Below are 14,495 nucleotides of genomic sequence, written 5' to 3' on the forward strand. Positions count from 1 at the left end.
CGGCTATGGCTACCGCCAGAGGATAAATCCTCCGTTACGCCGGCGCCCCTGCACCGGCCCTACTGGCCGGTGCCTGGCTGTGCCGCCGGTGCGGCGGGAGCGGCAGGTGCTGGCGCTGGTGCCGCCGGTGCCACAGGCGTTTCCTTGCTGTTCGGGTCGCGGAAGAAGCGGAAGAACTCGGAATTCGGCGACAGCACCATCGTCGTTCCGGCGCTGTTCAGCGCCGTGCCATAGGCATTCATCGACCGATAGAAATCGAAGAAGGCCGGATCGCGCAGATAGGCCCCGGCAAACGTGGCACTGCGCTGGGCTTCACCTTCACCCCGCAGGATTTCAGACTCTTTTTGCGCTTCGGCGACGATTTCGACCACTTCGCGGTCGGCGCGAGCCCTGATCCGCTGCGCTGCCTCGTTGCCGCGCGCTCTCAGCCGCTCGGCTTCGGCGAGACGTTCGGCCTTCATGCGGTCGAAGGTCTGCTGCGAGACTTCGGCCGTGAGATCGGTGCGGCGGATGCGGACATCCTCGATCTGCAGGCCAAGCGAGGTGGCATCGGGCCTCAGCTGATCGCGCACCTCGCGCATCATCACCGCGCGCTCTTCCGAGAGCGCCGCCTCGAAGTCTCGCAGGCCATAGACGCGGCGCAAGGCGGCGTCGAGACGCGTCCTAAGCCGGGCCTCGGCCAGTTCGATCTGGCCGGACACCGCGGCGCGGAACACGCGCGGATCCGAGATACGATAGGCGATAAAGGCATCGACTTCATAGAACTTGCCGCCCGAAACCTGGACGCGGATGTTGTCGAGGTCGAAGCGCAGGACCCTGTTTTCGATCAGCTGGACGGTGTCGGCATCGAAGAAGGAGAATGGCGCCTTGAAATAGATGCCCGGCTGGTTCTTGACGTCGACGATTTCGCCGAACCTGAGCACCAGCGCCTGCTGGCGCGCATTGACGACGAAGACCGACGAATAGAGCAGGAACAGGATGACCGCGGCGATGACCGCAATGACGGGAAGACGGTTGGCCATCACTGGTTTCCTCCGGTGGCCGGTGCCGGCGCCTTCTGCTGCAATGCCGGCAGCGGCAGGTAGGGAACGACCCCTTGCCCGTTGCCTTGCTCGACGATGACCTTGCTCGAATCCTTCAGCACCCTCTCCATCGTTTCCAGGTAGAGTCGCTTGCGCGTCACCTCCGGCGCCTTGGCATATTCGTCATAAACCGAGATGAAGCGCTGCGCCTCGCCTTCGGCCTCCTGCACGACCCGGTTTTTGTAGGCGGCCGCGTCTTCGCGGATCTGTGCGGCCGCACCGCGTGCCTGGCCGAGTTTCTGATTGGAATACTGATTGGCCTGCTCGACGAACTTGTCCTCGTCCTGCTCGGCGCGCTGCACCTCGTCGAACGCGTCTGCCACCTCGCGCGGTGGCGCGGCGTCCTCGATCGAAATGGCGTTGACGTTGAGGCCGGCCTTGTAACCGTCCAGCGTGGTCTGGATGATCTCACGCACCGACGCCGCGATGCCTTGCCGGTCGTCGCGGAAAATGTCTTGCGCCGGGCGCCGGCCGACCGCTTCGCGCATCGCGCTTTCGGCGACCTGCTGCAGCATGCCGTCCGGGTCGGACACGTCGAACAGATAGGCCTTAGGGTCGGAGACCTGATAGGCCACAGAGAACTGCACATTGACGATGTTCTGGTCGCCGGAAAGCATCAGGCCATTGCCGCTGGAACTGCCGCCGCCGATACTGACAAGCTGCTCGGCGATGTTGGCGGTCTCGACCGTTTCGATGGGCCACCAATGGAAATGCAGGCCAGGCTGCGACAGCTCCGCCTTCGGCTTGCCGAACCTGAGTTCCACCGCAACTTCGTCGGGCTGCACGGTGTAGACCGCCTTGAACGCCCATAGCACCACCAGCGCCGCGGCAATCAGCCCGAACACGGCAGGGCTCGCGCCACCGCCGCCCGGCAGCGCGCGCCGCAACCTGTCCTGCCCGCGCCGGATGATATCCTCGAGATCGGGAGGCGAGCCCTGCGGGCCGCTGGGTCCTTTTGGTCCCTGACCCCAAGGCCCCTGATTGTTGCCGCCGCCCCACGGGCCGCCGCCGCCGCTCTTGTCGTTCCAGGGCATGAATGTCCTTTCGCTTGGAATTCCCTCAAGCGCCGGCTCACCGGCGCAAAATCCAATATTATTATTCTATAGGGATGCAGCGGCACGCTTTCAACGCGATCGGCTGCCGCCACTGTCCGCCTTTTGGGTCCATCTAGACCTGTCGCGACCCCTTTGTCGCCTTCAATGCACGTCGCGGCGCCGCTCGTAAACCGAATAGCGTGTCGCATGGCTGTCCTTTTCGCCAGCCTCCACCTCCTGCGAGCGGACGATCCGCCACAGCGCCGGATCGATCGGCGGGAAATGGGCATCGCCGTCGACCGCGGCCAGAACATGGGTCACGTGTAGCCGATCGGCCAACGGCAGCGCCTGAGCGTAGATCTCGCCGCCGCCGATGACGCAGATCTCGTCGGCGCCGGCCATGCAGCGCCCGCGCACCGTCGCCAGCGCGATTGCGTCCTCGATCGAGTGCGCGACTTCGACGCCCTCGGCGCGCCATGCCCTGTCTCGTGTCACCACGATGTTGAGCCTGCCCGGCAATGGGCGGCCGATGCCTTCATAGGTCTTGCGGCCCATGATGATGGGCTTGCCCATCGTATCGGCTTTGAACCGCTTGAGATCGGTGGACAGCCGCCACGGCAACCCACCCTCGCGCCCGATCACGCCGTTCTCGGCGATGGCGACATAAATCGCGAGGTCCATCAGCCGCCGTTTCCGCCATCGGATGGCTCCAGCAGCAATATGTCGATGTCGTGCTCGGGGTAGAAGTTCTGCGCCTTCATCTCGAACGTCGTCGGTCCGATCTTCCTGACGTTTTCGCCGCAAAACGAGACCAGGTTCTTCGGATCGCCCTTGTCGACGGTCAGCTTGAACGTGCCGATGTTTCCCGACGCCCAGTTGCCGCCGGTGGTCAGGATATAGGCGATGCGGTTCTCGAAATATTTAGGGTAGCCGTCGGGATCGTCCTTGGCTGCCTTGCGCACGGCGTTTTCGAAGGCATCGTCCATGCAGTAGCGGGTCTTGTAGGCGGCATACTGGCCCTGGAACTGGCCATCATAGAAGAAGCTGACCGAGGAGGTGCCGCCGACGCTCGGCTTGTAGCGATGCGAGACATGGACCGCCTTGTTGGCCGGAAACGTCGAGCGCCACCAATAGGTCGAGCGCAATTGCCAGAACGGCGTATAGACGGTCTTCATGCCCGAACCGTCATCGGCAGTGTCCTCGATGATGATGCCGCGGTTGACCCAGTCGTCGGCGACCGCTTGCGGCAGCTTTGCCAGCGCTGCCTTGGCCGCATCGCCGAACGGATAGAACGGCACGCCCTGCGCCTTCAGGTCAGCGCCGATGTCGATGCCGAGCGCGAACACCTTCTGCTCGAGCTGCGGCTTTGCCGGCACCCCGTCGATCGTCACTTCGAAGCCGAGGAAATTGTCGCTCTGCGCCTCCGGAATCGCCGGTATTTCTTCGGGGTCGCCTTCGATGTCGGGCATCGGAAAGGCGACGATCGCATCGACATTCTTGTCGGTGTTGTTGCGGAAGACGTAATCGACCGTCACTTTTTCCGGCGAGATGTAGAGATCCTCGCTTTCCATCGCCACCGCATCGCTGCGCGAAAGGATCAGCCCACCGGTGCCGAGTTCGGCGACCGAATCATTGGCGAGCGCAGGCGTAGCCGAGAGCGCCAAGGCTGCGGTCAGGACGTAACGGAACATGGAAGCTCCCCCGGCGAGATGCCAATATGACTCTAGCTGTTCAATGTGGCGTTTCAAAGCCTTTCGGCAAATGCGCCGGCGCCTGCCGGCATGTCGTGTCGGTCTAGACACGCCGGTCCCGATCGGGCAGGAGTTCGCCCATGCGCAAGCTTCTCGTCATCGGCATCGGCGCCGGCAATCCGGAGCACATGACGGTCCAGGCCATTAACGGTCTCAATCGGGCCGACGTGCTGTTCATTCCCGACAAGGGCGCCAAGAAGAACGATCTCTCCGAATTGCGCCGCCAGATCTGCGACCGCTTCGTCATTAATCCGAACTCGCGCCGTGTCGAATTCGAGGTGCCGGTGCGCGCCGAGCCGGCGCCTTCCTACCGCTCGACCGTCGACGACTGGCACGAGGCGATCGCCGCGATCTACGAAGGCCTGATCCGCGATGAACTCCCTGAAGATGGCTGCGGCGCCTTCCTGATCTGGGGCGATCCGTCGCTCTACGACAGTGCGCTGCGCATCCTCGACCGCGTGCGCCTCAGAGGCAGTGTAGCGTTCGAGCTGGAGGTCATCCCTGGCATCACCGCCATCCAGGCACTCGCAGCCAGCCACAAAATGGCATTGAACCGGATCGGCGACGCCATTTTGATCACCACCGGCCGCCGGCTCGCCGAGGAAGGTCTGCCCGAAAACGCCGGCAGCACCATCGTCATGCTGGACGGCAAATGCGCCTTCAACACGCTGGACGACAACGACGTCACCGTCCACTGGGGCGCCTATCTCGGGACGCCCGACGAGATCGTCATCTCGGGCCGGATTGGCGACGTCGGCGACAAGATCGTGAGCACCCGTGAGCAGGCCCGCCGGAAAAAAGGCTGGATCATGGACACCTATCTGCTGCGCAAGCCGGGCGAGCCTAAGAAGTAACAGGGATCACACGCGGCATGAATTCCGCCGGCGTCACGCTGCGTCGATCTCGGCCTGCAGCGCCTCCATATGCGCCGCCGCTGCTGAAGACGCAGCCCGCTCGATCGCGCGGAAGCGGCTGACCACAGCAAGCCCGACCGACGTCAACTGGGCGCCACCGCCTTTTTTGCCGCCCGTCTGTGCCGCAACCAGCGGCTTGCCGAACACGCGGTTCATGTCTTCGACCAGATCCCAGGCGTGCTTGTAGGACATCTCCATGCCGCGTGCCGCGGCCGAAATCGAGCCGAAGGCGGCGATCTGTTCCAGAAGCTCGATCTTGCCCGGTCCGATGCGGCCATCTGGATCGAGATTTATCCGCAAACTCAGCGACGGCATTTGCTCCTCCGCGGTGACGCTATTCTACAAGTTCTGCAGCGATACCGCTATTCCAAAACGATATAGCGAATCATCGGCCGTTCACTCATCCGCCTCGGCGGGCAGGCCGGCGCCGGTATTCGCCCGGTCGAAGCTCACCGTCTTGACCACGCCGAAGACCTGTCGACCAAGCCGAAGCCCCAGTGTCTGCCGCGACTGTTCGGTGATGCGGGCAAGCACGGTTGCGCCATTGCATTCGAGGCCAATCTCGACCGTAGGCCCTTCGCCCGGCTCTATTGCCACGATCGTGCCCGGCAATATGTTGAGCGCGCTGAGGCCAACCGGCTGCTCGGTGGCGATCATCACGTCGCGGGCACGGATGCGGACGCGCACCGGCGCACCGACTGGCGTTGCCAGAAGCGGCACCCGGATCTCGCCCGCCAATGAGCCTAGCACCGTCATGCCAAAGGCTTCGTCGTGGCGCAGAACCGCGGTATCCAGCACGGCACCGCCCTCGCCGCGCTCTTCGGCCGGCAATAGATCCAGACGCTGCATGATCGCTCCGGTCGGACCGGAAGCGGCGACCTTTCCTTGCATCAGCACCACGACGTCGCTCGCCAGCCGCGCCACTTCGGCGATCGAGTGGCTGACATAGACGATCGGGATTTTCGTCTCGTCGCGCAGCCGCTCGATATAAGGCAAGATCTCGGCCTTGCGCCCCTCGTCGAGCGAAGCCAGCGGCTCGTCCATCAGCAGCAATTTCGGACTGGCAAGCAGCGCCCTGCCGATTGCCACACGCTGCTTCTCGCCACCGGAGAGTTTTGCCGGCCGCCGGTCGAGCAAATGGCCGATCCCGAGCAGTTCGACCACGCCATTGATATCCGCGTAACGCTCGGCAGCCGGCGTGAACCAGCGGCCATAGCGCAGATTGCTCGCCACGCTCATATGCGGAAACAGCCGCGCATCCTGGAACACCATACCGATCCGCCGTTTGTGCTTCGGCACGAACAGACCGGCATCGCTATCGACCAGCACGCGGCCCTCTGCCGCGATACGACCTTTGTCGGGGCGGATCAGCCCGGCAATCAAATTGATCAGCGTCGTCTTTCCGGAGCCGGAAGGCCCGAACAGCGCAGTCAGCCGCCCGGCGCTTTCGAAGCGGGCATTGACGGTGAAATCGCCAAGCCGGTGGCTGATGTCGACCTGAACCGTCATTCGATGTCCATCCGCCGGCCGACGCGCCGCGCCAGCACTTCCGAGGCAACAAGTGCCGCCATCGAGATGACGATCGAGATCAGCGTCAGCCTGAGCGCGCCGGCGTCGCCGCCGGGAACCTGCGTGAAAGTGTAGATCGCCGACGGTAGCGTCTGCGTCTCGTTCGGAATGTTGGAGACAAAGGTGATCGTCGCGCCGAATTCGCCCATCGCCTTGGCGAAGGAGAGGATCGCACCGGCAATCAGGCCGGGCAGGATAAGCGGCAGCGTGATCGTGCCGAATACCCATAGCGGATTGGCGCCGAGCGTGCCGGCGGCCGCCTCGATTTTGCGGTCGACGGCCTCGATAGACAGCCGGATGGCCCGCACCATCAGCGGAAAGCCCATCACGCCGCAGGCGAGCGCGGCGCCAGTCCAGCGGAAGGAAAAAACGATGCCGAAATGTTCGGCCAGGAAAGCGCCGGCCGGACCACGTTTGCCGAAAGTCAAAAGCAGCAAATAGCCGGTCACCACCGGCGGCAGGATCAGCGGCAGATGCACCAGACCATTGAGCAGCGTCTTGCCCCAGAACTGGCCGCGGGCAAGCACAAGAGCGATCAGAATGCCCGGCGGCAGGCTGGCAATCATCGCCACGGTCGCCACCTTGATCGACAGCCGGACCGCATTCCATTCGTCGGGAGCGAGATCCAGCAGCCAGTTCATGTGCGGTGCCGTACGTCAGTTGCTCGGCGCGAGGATTGTAAAACCTTGCGCCTTGAAGAGTTCGCCAGCCTTGGCGGATTGCAGGCATTTCAGGAATGCCGGGGTATCCCTGCTCTTCGAATCGGCAAGCTGGGCGACCGGATAGATGATCGGCGGATGGGTACCCGCGGGGAAAGTGCCGACCACCTTGACGCCAGGCTCCGCATGCGCATCCGTGGCGTAGACGATGCCGAGTGCTGCCTCGCCGGTCGATACCAGTTTTAGAGCGGCGCGGACATTCTCGGCCTGCGCCACCTTGCCTTCGACCGAAGACCAGGCACCGAGCGATTCGAGGGCTGCCTTGCCGTATTTGCCTGCCGGCACAGCTTTGACATCGCCCATGGCAAGTTTGCCGTCACCGACGAGCTTGGCAAGATCGAAACCCTTTTCGATCCTGGTTTCAACCTTGGAATCCCGCGGCGCAACCAGCACGATCTGGTTACCGAGCAATTTCACTTCGGTGCCGGGCTTGGTCAGCTTCCTGTCGGCAAGATATTTCATCCAGTCGAGATCGGCCGAGATGAACAGGTCTGCCGGCGCGCCGCTTTCAATCTGCCTGGCCAGCGCCGAGCTCGCCGCGTAGGAAATGGTCGCCGCCTCGCCGACATCGGCCTCGCAGGCCTTGTTGACGGCATCGAGCCCATCCTTCAGGCTCGCCGCGGCAAACACGACCACCTTGTCATCGGCATGGGCCGCCGGCACCGCGGCCATCAGCATGGCGGCGAGACCCGCGATGGCAATCGTCGTCGAACCTTTGCGCGCCAGCATGAAACTCTCCTCGTCTCAGAACGCCCGAAGCCGTCCATCGATATATCCATGTGAACATAACAAGGAAAGGCTCTTTACCGCCGACGGCATTCTGAGCTGAGGTTTTCCCGGCCTGCGATAATCTTCGTTGGATACAGCGGTACCGAGGCCGAAGGAAATATTCACATGAAAATCAGCGACCAGGGATTGCCCGTCAAGTCGACGTCGGCCAATCAAGATGGATGCTGACAACGCCCGAGGGCGCAGCCGCAGTAGGCAATGTCGATATGCACGGTCAGCTATGGTGCTAGACCGCGATCGGCGCCTTGATCGTCGCGTCGGCGAAATAGTTCTCGAGCCGGAAATCCTCGAAGCGGAAGGCAAAGAGATCCTTCACCTCGGGATTGATCCACAGCGTCGGCAACGCCTTGGGCGTGCGCCGCAATTGTTCGCGCGCCTGCTCGAAATGGTTCGAGTAAAGATGCGCGTCGCCGAGCGTGTGGATGAAATCGCCGGGTTTCAATCCGGTCACCTGCGCCACCATCAGCGTCAGCAACGCATAGGAAGCGATGTTGAACGGCACACCGAGAAAGATATCGCCCGAACGCTGGTAGAGCTGGCAGGAAAGCTTGCCTTCCGAAACATAGAACTGGAACAGGCAGTGGCAGGGCGGCAAGGCCATGGCCTCCACCTCGGCCGGGTTCCACGCCGAAACGATCAGCCGCCGCGAATTAGGATTTTTGCGTATCTCCTTCAGAAGATTCGCAATCTGGTCGATGGCGCCGCCATGGCCGTCCGGCCACGACCGCCATTGTTTGCCATAGACCGGGCCGAGATCGCCGTTCTCGTCGGCCCACTCATCCCAGATCGAGACGCCGTGATCGTTGAGATATTTGATGTTGGTGTCGCCGGCCAGGAACCACAAAAGCTCGTGGATAATCGACTTCAGGTGCAGCTTCTTGGTGGTGGTGACCGGAAAGCCGCGGGCCAGGTCGAAGCGCATCTGGTAGCCGAATACCGAGCGCGTTCCGGTGCCGGTGCGGTCGCCGCGATCAGCGCCGTTTTCCAGCACATGCTTCAGAAGGTCGAGATACTGGCGCATCGGCTCCGGTCCGATTCGGGTTGTCAGCCATCATAGCCGAATGACCGTCGGCCGAACACAGCAAAGCGAGACGATTCCAGCAGAAGCCTCACCAGCACCGGCGGCGAGGTTGCTCAGAGCGAGCCGAGCATGCCCAGATCCTTGGCGACGAGGTAATAGAATGTCACCCGGCTCTTGCTGTTGTCGGCCGCCATAGCCTTGCAGGTCTTTTCGATAGCCGCATCCGCCTTGGCACCGTCGGTGACGCCGAGCTTGCCGGCGACCCAGCTGTTCCTGACGCGCTTCAGTTCCTCCGGGTCGGTGCAGGACACCAGCGAGGAATCGCGGTTCCTGAGCGCGATGCCCAGATGCTTGACGATCTTGGCGACCGCGTCGGCATCGGCCGCCGCATCATATTTCTTTACGTCTGCGAGATAATCGGCCATCGAATTTCCCCTCGTCGGCGCCACGGGATCCGGTCGATGAGGATTGTGGCGCGCTGCCGCAAGTATGCGCTAGGTCTCCTCACCGCCACAAAGCTTCGGTTGAGACCGGCTGCAAGTCAACCCCTTGATGATCCACTTTGGCACGGACGAAAGTGGCATTCCGGCCTTTCATTTTCCACCGCCAGTCCCTATATTCGCTTTGTCGGCTCGACCGACTATGGCGATAAACAGGCGATGAAATAAGCCGTTCGGACCCGGGGGCGGTACCCGGCGCCTCCACCAAAAACCGCTGCTCAGGAGCGGCTTTTGCTGGGGGCGAAATAGGATCGACGAAGGTGTAAAGATCGTACTTTTGCCCGGCATTGTACCACCGTTATCGGGCTAAACTTATAGTTGCCAACGACAACTATGCGGAAGCACGTCTCGCCGCGTAAGCGGTGCGATAGCTTCAATTCAAGCCCTAGTGGTTCGCACTTCTAGGCGGGGTTCGGAGGTACCTGGCAACAGAAACCTCCATTTCTCCCTCTCGACATATGCAGAAGCAGGCCCCGCCGGCCGGGCTTTCATGTGCCCTGACGGGTCCAAAAAATCCCTGTCTTCATACTTCCCCCATCCAATCCATGGATCAGAAATGCGAAACGATTCCAATCGGTTTTTCGTGCTGACCGGCGGTCCGGGCTCAGGCAAGACAACATTGATCGACTCTTAAGGTGGCAGGCCTCGCAACCTCGGGCGAAGCCGGGCGCAGCATCATTCACGACCAATTGGCGATAGGCGGCAAGGCCCTGCCCTGGCGGCTCTGTTCGCCGAGTTGATGCTGTCTTGGGAGTTGCGCTCCTACCGGATCGCGGGCGAGCAATCCGGCCTGGTCTTCTTCGATCGCGGCGTGCCGGACACTCTTGGCTATCTGCGCCTGACCGGGGTGCCGGTTCCCGATCACGCCACGAATGCCGCCCGACGCTTCCGCTATGCCAGGCGCGTCTTCGTCGCGCCGCCATGGCCAGAAATCTTTCGGCAGGACAACGAGCGCAAGCAAACGATGGACGAGGCTGAACGCACCTTTCACGCACTCGTCGCCGTTTACACGGAACTAGGCTACGAGCTGGTGCCGCTGCCCTTGGCGCCCGTCGAAACGCGGCTGCGGTTCGTCCTCTCCGAGACAGCGTCGTAGCGAAGCGCCGCAAGCGACGGTTTTGCGAAAGCCCAAGGGCCTCCCATCATCGGAACCTCCGATGGCAGCATTCGTTTCTTCCCGTTTCCCTTCTTCCACGCCTTTGCGGGACAAGGCCTCAGTTTCTCGCCGCGTGTGGTCATGCCCGGCGAGCTGCCTCATGGAGAGATAAGATGAACCAGGAAACCACACCGAAACACGAACGCATCCTGATCGTTGGCGGCAGTTCCGGCATGGGGCTGTCGCTGGCCGAACAGCAGCTTGCCGCCGGCGCCGAGGTTACGATCGTCGGCCGCTCCGAGGACCGGTTGTCGGCCGCACGGCAGCGCTTGCCTCACCCGGAAGGGCTGAGGACGATCGCAGCCGACGTCACAAGCGAGGACGAGGTCCAGCGCCTGTTCCAGGATGTCGGCACGCTCGACCACATCGTCTCGACCGCCGCCGACGTTACCGGTGTCTATGTGTTGCTTCCCGAGATGGATATCTCGGTGGCGCGGAAAGTGATGGATTCCAAAGTCGTCGGACCGCTTCTTCTTGCCAAGCATGGCGCGCCTCGTCTGACGCCCAGGGGATCGATCACGCTGACCTCAGGCATCGCCGCCTATCGTCCAGCGGCGAAAGGCTCGGTGGTGGCAGCCGTCAATGGGGCACTTGGCTCACTCGCCTACGCGCTTGCCGTCGAACTGGCGCCGATCCGCGTCAACGTCGTCTCGCCGGGCTGGGTCGACACGCCGATTTGGGATGCCGTCGTCGGCAGCGGAAAGGCGGCCGCGCTGGAGGCCATGGCAAAGCGTCTGCTCGTCGGCCGGATCGGCCAGGCAGCCGACATTGCCCAGGCCATCACGTCCCTCATGCACAACGGCTTCATCACCGGAACCGTGCTTCATGTCGATGGTGGCCAGCGGCTGGTCTAGTGATGGCCAGATTTCGCGGACCATTGCGAGGAACAGCCGCAAGACCGGCGCTTGAATGCGCCGGTGGCGCCATACCATGGTGACCGGCGTCACCGGACTGCTTCCGACCCAGGGCAGCACGACGAGATTGGCGTCAGCCGCGGAAGCCACGAGACGCGGAACCAGCGCGCAGCCAAGACCGGCTGCGACAAGGCCCCGTATCGCACCCATGCTGGCGAACTCGCCAACCAGCCTCGGACCGTCGGGCAGCGTCGCTGCGAACGCTTCGTCGAACATCCGCCTATAGACGCAACCGGGCTGGGTGACGAGGAAGGCCTCGTCGGCCAGATCGTCGGGCGTTATGGCAGAATATCCGGCCAACCGGTGATTTGCCGGCATTATGGTGACGAACTCTTCCACTGCCACTTGCTCGCTTCGCAGCTCCGGCGCCGCCGCCGGGACGGCTCCGAAATGGAAAGATACGTCCAGCGCCCGGCTTGTCACGCCGGCACGCAACCCACTGCTCTCGTCCGCCCTGAGGTTCAGTTCCACATCGGGATGGCGCCGATGGAATTCCGCCAGCAGAGCTGGCAAGCGTGTCGAGCAAAGCGTCTCCAGGCCGCCGACAGTCAGGCGACCGGCAACCGTGCCGCTCGCGTCGGCGACTGCGGAACGGGCTTCGTCCGCGAGGTCGAGGAGATCGTTTGCGTAGTCCAGCAGGCGTTGTCCCGCCGCCGTCAGCTTCAAGCCACGCCGTGATCTGTCGCACAGCGACGTGCCTAGATCGCTTTCCAGCGCCTGGATCTGTTCGGTCACGCTCGATTGGGCAAGATGAACCCGCTCGGAGGCGCGCGTGATGTTCAAGGTGGTAGCGACCGCCACGAAGGTCTTGAGATGTCGAAGCTGCATGTCCTGAACCCGTCATATAGGCATAGGCTGCTTTGAACCGGGACCGCAAACGTGAAAAGGCCGGGAACATCGCCCGGCCTTTTTGTCTCGATAGGCGAAGTTTACTCCGCCGGCGCTTCCGCGACGTCCCGGCTGCGGCCGAGCGTTATTTTGGCCAGTGTGAAGGAGATCGCCGCGCAGAGCGTGATGCCCGCCACCATCGGCAGCGGCGTGCCGTCGAAAAACACGCCGGCGACGCCCATGGCGACCGCGCCGATGGCGAAGTGCAGCGTGCCCATCAGCGCCGACGCGGTACCGGCGATCTCGCCATGCTCTTCCATGGCCAGCACCGACGTCGTCGGGATGACCAGGCCGAGAAAGCCGTAGCCGATGAACAGCAGCGCCGCCATCACGTCGAGCCGGTCGACACCCGATGCCATCACCGCGAACAGCACCACCATCGTCGTCGCATAGCCGGTCACCGCGACGCGCACCACGCGCTGCAGCCCGAACCGCTCCGACAGCAACCCGGTCAGCTGCGACATGCCGATGAAGGCAACCGCATTGATCGAGAAGAACACGCTGTAGACTGAAGGCGACAGCCCGTAATGATCGATCAGGATGAAGGACGAGCTCGACAGATAGACGAAGAAGCTCGCAATGCCGAAGCCGGCGATGGCCGTCAGGCCAAGGAAGTTGCGGTCGCCCATCAGGAAGCGGTAGCCGGAAAGTGCCGTCCCGAAGGACGAACCGGCGCGCTCCTCGACCGGCCGTGTCTCCTTGAGCGAGGTCGCCAGCAGGATGGTGGCGAGCACGGCCGCGCCCGTCACCGTCCAGAACACGGCGCGCCAGCCGAAATTCTCGATGATCTGGCTACCGGTCAGCGGTGCCAGGATCGGCGACACCGAAAACACAAGCATCAGCAGCGACATCAGCTTGGCGGCCTCGGTGCCGGTATGCAGGTCGCGCACGATCGCGCGCGGCACGGCCATGCCGGCGCTGGCGCCGAGCCCTTGCAGGAAGCGGAAGGCGATCAGCCATTCGATCGAGGGAGCCAGCGCCGAGCCGACGCCGCCGACCATGAACAGCGCCAGGCCGCCGTAGAGTGGCAGCTTGCGGCCGACCATGTCGGAGATCGGTCCGACGACGATCTGGCCGAAGCCCATGGAAAGAAAGAAGATCAGCAGGCTCATCTGCACCGCGGCAGTGCCGGCATGCAGATCCTCACCGATTGAAGGCAGGGCCGGAAGATACATGTCGATGGCAAACGGGCCGATCGCGGACAATAGGCCGAGCACGACCGCAATGCGGAGGAATTTGGCGTTCATGATAGCAGGCTCTTTCGAATTCTGGTTGCCGCCGAGGACCGGCGTGTAACCCTAGGACGTTCCATCCCGTGGAGTTCCGACTCTTCTGCGGAACGAAACCCCCTTCGTGCAAGTCCACAAATTTAGACAGGCTTGTCTAATTCGTCAACCACCTCTATATAGTTTTGCATGAAGGCCAACGTCTCTCCTGACATTTTCCCGCCGCGAGGCCACGAGGCCAAGCGCATGTCGATTGTCGATGCCGCCGCCTCGGTCTTCTGCCGCGAAAGCTTTGCCGGTGCCAATATCGACATGATTGCCGCCGAGGCCGGCGTCTCCCGCCAGACCATCTACAATCATCACGGCGACAAGGAAAAACTCTTCGTTGCCATCGTCCGCGACCTCACCGAACGTTGCAATGCCGGCATCTTTGCCACGATTTCCACTTTTCCCGATCAGCCGAAGGATCTCGAGGCCGACCTCATCGCCTTTGCTGTGCGGATGAATCACAACTGCATCTGCAACCGCGACGGCAAATTCCTGCGCAAGCTGATCCAGACCGAGGGCGGGCGCTATCCCGAGTTGTTCGCCGAATGGCGCGAAGAAGGACCGGGCAGGACATGGCCAGCGATCGCCGCCCGCTTCGCCCGCCTCGCTCATGCCGGCTTCCTTGGTATCGACGATCCCGATGTCGCAGCGCGCCAGTTCATGGCGCTTGCCAATGCCGAGTTGCAGACGACGTTCATGCTCGGCGGCACACCGACCGAGGACGAGGTGGTGCAGTCGGCGACAAATGGCGTGCGCACCTTCCTGCGCGCCTTCGGCAAGCGGCAGCCTGTGGCCCGGGCGAGCAAACAGGGCGCGCTGGCCAGCGCTTGACGATCAAAGCCGTTTGACGATCAAATCGTCGCCAATTGGCTTCGCTTCCGCAC

14 protein-coding genes, 1 other RNA gene and 2 pseudogenes are annotated in these 14,495 nt (G+C 62.7%); 5 read left to right on the top strand and 12 right to left on the bottom strand.

Annotated features, from left to right (window positions below):
- Positions 1–59: 59 nt before the first annotated feature.
- The 4 genes from hflC to NKI54_RS17020 all read right to left on the bottom strand — a co-directional run bounded on the left by hflC (position 60) and on the right by NKI54_RS17020 (position 3,807).
- Positions 60–1,022, bottom strand: a complete 963-nt coding sequence (gene hflC, locus NKI54_RS17005; protein ID WP_352644869.1) for a protease modulator HflC — start codon at positions 1,020–1,022, stop codon at positions 60–62.
- Positions 1,022–2,116 carry an FtsH protease activity modulator HflK gene (hflK, locus tag NKI54_RS17010; protein WP_023676693.1) on the bottom strand — a complete coding sequence of 365 codons (1,095 nt, stop codon included), beginning with the start codon at positions 2,114–2,116 and terminating at the stop codon, positions 1,022–1,024. The genes hflC and hflK overlap by 1 nt, the downstream gene beginning before the upstream one ends.
- Positions 2,117–2,278: 162 nt before the next feature.
- On the bottom strand, positions 2,279–2,797 hold the full coding sequence (locus NKI54_RS17015; protein WP_023676694.1) for a dihydrofolate reductase: 519 nt from the start codon (positions 2,795–2,797) through the stop codon (positions 2,279–2,281).
- Positions 2,797–3,807: a DUF4424 domain-containing protein gene (locus tag NKI54_RS17020; RefSeq protein ID WP_352636652.1), complete on the bottom strand. Its 1,011-nt coding sequence runs from the start codon at positions 3,805–3,807 to the stop codon at positions 2,797–2,799. The genes NKI54_RS17015 and NKI54_RS17020 overlap by 1 nt, the downstream gene beginning before the upstream one ends.
- A gap of 140 nt (positions 3,808–3,947) precedes the next feature.
- Between NKI54_RS17020 and cobF the strand changes: the two genes are divergently transcribed.
- Positions 3,948–4,721 carry a precorrin-6A synthase (deacetylating) gene (gene cobF, locus NKI54_RS17025; RefSeq protein ID WP_352636651.1) on the top strand — a complete coding sequence of 258 codons (774 nt, stop codon included), beginning with the start codon at positions 3,948–3,950 and terminating at the stop codon, positions 4,719–4,721.
- A 33-nt stretch (positions 4,722–4,754) separates the two neighbouring features.
- Here cobF and NKI54_RS17030 read toward each other — a convergent pair whose 3' ends face one another.
- The 6 genes from NKI54_RS17030 to NKI54_RS17055 all read right to left on the bottom strand — a co-directional run bounded on the left by NKI54_RS17030 (position 4,755) and on the right by NKI54_RS17055 (position 9,304).
- Positions 4,755–5,096 carry a winged helix-turn-helix domain-containing protein gene (locus NKI54_RS17030; protein ID WP_023676697.1) on the bottom strand — a complete coding sequence of 114 codons (342 nt, stop codon included), beginning with the start codon at positions 5,094–5,096 and terminating at the stop codon, positions 4,755–4,757.
- Positions 5,097–5,177: 81 nt separating this feature from the next.
- Positions 5,178–6,290, bottom strand: coding sequence for a molybdenum ABC transporter ATP-binding protein (modC, locus tag NKI54_RS17035; RefSeq protein ID WP_352692000.1), 1,113 nt, complete (start codon positions 6,288–6,290; stop codon positions 5,178–5,180).
- Entirely contained in the window at positions 6,287–6,991 is a 705-nt protein-coding gene (modB, locus tag NKI54_RS17040; protein WP_023676699.1) for a molybdate ABC transporter permease subunit, read from the bottom strand. The genes modC and modB overlap by 4 nt, the downstream gene beginning before the upstream one ends.
- A 15-nt stretch (positions 6,992–7,006) precedes the next feature.
- Positions 7,007–7,798, bottom strand: coding sequence for a molybdate ABC transporter substrate-binding protein (gene modA / locus NKI54_RS17045; RefSeq protein ID WP_352589558.1), 792 nt, complete (start codon positions 7,796–7,798; stop codon positions 7,007–7,009).
- A 286-nt stretch (positions 7,799–8,084) separates the two neighbouring features.
- The gene (locus NKI54_RS17050; RefSeq protein ID WP_023676701.1) at positions 8,085–8,879 is read right to left on the bottom strand and encodes a thymidylate synthase; all 795 of its coding nucleotides are present in this window, start codon (positions 8,877–8,879) and stop codon (positions 8,085–8,087) included.
- Positions 8,880–8,992: 113 nt separating this feature from the next.
- Positions 8,993–9,304, bottom strand: coding sequence for a DUF2853 family protein (locus NKI54_RS17055; RefSeq protein WP_023676702.1), 312 nt, complete (start codon positions 9,302–9,304; stop codon positions 8,993–8,995).
- A gap of 162 nt (positions 9,305–9,466) precedes the next feature.
- Here NKI54_RS17055 and ssrA point away from each other — a divergent pair.
- From ssrA to NKI54_RS17070, 3 genes and pseudogenes are all read left to right on the top strand, one after another.
- Positions 9,467–9,822, top strand: a transfer-messenger RNA (tmRNA) gene (gene ssrA, locus NKI54_RS17060).
- 113 nt (positions 9,823–9,935) lie between these two features.
- Positions 9,936–10,475 (top strand): annotated as a pseudogene (locus tag NKI54_RS17065) (AAA family ATPase).
- Positions 10,476–10,648: 173 nt separating this feature from the next.
- Positions 10,649–11,389 (top strand): SDR family oxidoreductase, encoded by a 741-nt coding sequence (locus tag NKI54_RS17070; RefSeq protein WP_352692002.1) that lies wholly within the window; start codon positions 10,649–10,651, stop codon positions 11,387–11,389.
- 72 nt (positions 11,390–11,461) lie between these two features.
- Here NKI54_RS17070 and NKI54_RS17075 read toward each other — a convergent pair.
- Positions 11,462–12,277 (bottom strand): annotated as a pseudogene (locus NKI54_RS17075) (LysR family transcriptional regulator); the annotation flags it as partial.
- A gap of 101 nt (positions 12,278–12,378) precedes the next feature.
- A complete protein-coding gene (locus NKI54_RS17080) occupies positions 12,379–13,584 on the bottom strand; it encodes a multidrug effflux MFS transporter (RefSeq protein WP_023676705.1) in 1,206 nt (401 codons plus the stop codon).
- Positions 13,585–13,752: 168 nt separating this feature from the next.
- Between NKI54_RS17080 and NKI54_RS17085 the strand changes: the two genes are divergently transcribed.
- Positions 13,753–14,442, top strand: coding sequence for a TetR/AcrR family transcriptional regulator (locus NKI54_RS17085; RefSeq protein ID WP_352636646.1), 690 nt, complete (start codon positions 13,753–13,755; stop codon positions 14,440–14,442).
- The last annotated feature ends 53 nt before the right edge of the window (positions 14,443–14,495 follow it).

It is taken from the genome of Mesorhizobium sp. M0663, assembly GCF_040320585.1.
Classification (GTDB): Bacteria; Pseudomonadota; Alphaproteobacteria; order Rhizobiales; family Rhizobiaceae; genus Mesorhizobium.

Excerpts from the sequence above, each read along its gene's own strand:
- modB (WP_023676699.1), bottom strand. The coding sequence starts at position 6,991 with ATGAACTGGCTGCTGGATCTCGCTCCCGACGAATGGAATGCGGTCCGG.
- hflK (WP_023676693.1), bottom strand. The coding sequence starts at position 2,116 with ATGCCCTGGAACGACAAGAGCGGCGGCGGCGGCCCGTGGGGCGGCGGC.
- NKI54_RS17050 (WP_023676701.1), bottom strand. The coding sequence starts at position 8,879 with ATGCGCCAGTATCTCGACCTTCTGAAGCATGTGCTGGAAAACGGCGCT.
- modC (WP_352692000.1), bottom strand. The coding sequence starts at position 6,290 with ATGACGGTTCAGGTCGACATCAGCCACCGGCTTGGCGATTTCACCGTC.
- NKI54_RS17085 (WP_352636646.1), top strand. The coding sequence starts at position 13,753 with ATGAAGGCCAACGTCTCTCCTGACATTTTCCCGCCGCGAGGCCACGAG.
- cobF (WP_352636651.1), top strand. The coding sequence starts at position 3,948 with ATGCGCAAGCTTCTCGTCATCGGCATCGGCGCCGGCAATCCGGAGCAC.
- NKI54_RS17080 (WP_023676705.1), bottom strand. The coding sequence starts at position 13,584 with ATGAACGCCAAATTCCTCCGCATTGCGGTCGTGCTCGGCCTATTGTCC.
- NKI54_RS17030 (WP_023676697.1), bottom strand. The coding sequence starts at position 5,096 with ATGCCGTCGCTGAGTTTGCGGATAAATCTCGATCCAGATGGCCGCATC.
- hflC (WP_352644869.1), bottom strand. The coding sequence starts at position 1,022 with ATGGCCAACCGTCTTCCCGTCATTGCGGTCATCGCCGCGGTCATCCTG.
- NKI54_RS17055 (WP_023676702.1), bottom strand. The coding sequence starts at position 9,304 with ATGGCCGATTATCTCGCAGACGTAAAGAAATATGATGCGGCGGCCGAT.
- NKI54_RS17020 (WP_352636652.1), bottom strand. The coding sequence starts at position 3,807 with ATGTTCCGTTACGTCCTGACCGCAGCCTTGGCGCTCTCGGCTACGCCT.
- NKI54_RS17070 (WP_352692002.1), top strand. The coding sequence starts at position 10,649 with ATGAACCAGGAAACCACACCGAAACACGAACGCATCCTGATCGTTGGC.
- NKI54_RS17015 (WP_023676694.1), bottom strand. The coding sequence starts at position 2,797 with ATGGACCTCGCGATTTATGTCGCCATCGCCGAGAACGGCGTGATCGGG.
- modA (WP_352589558.1), bottom strand. The coding sequence starts at position 7,798 with ATGCTGGCGCGCAAAGGTTCGACGACGATTGCCATCGCGGGTCTCGCC.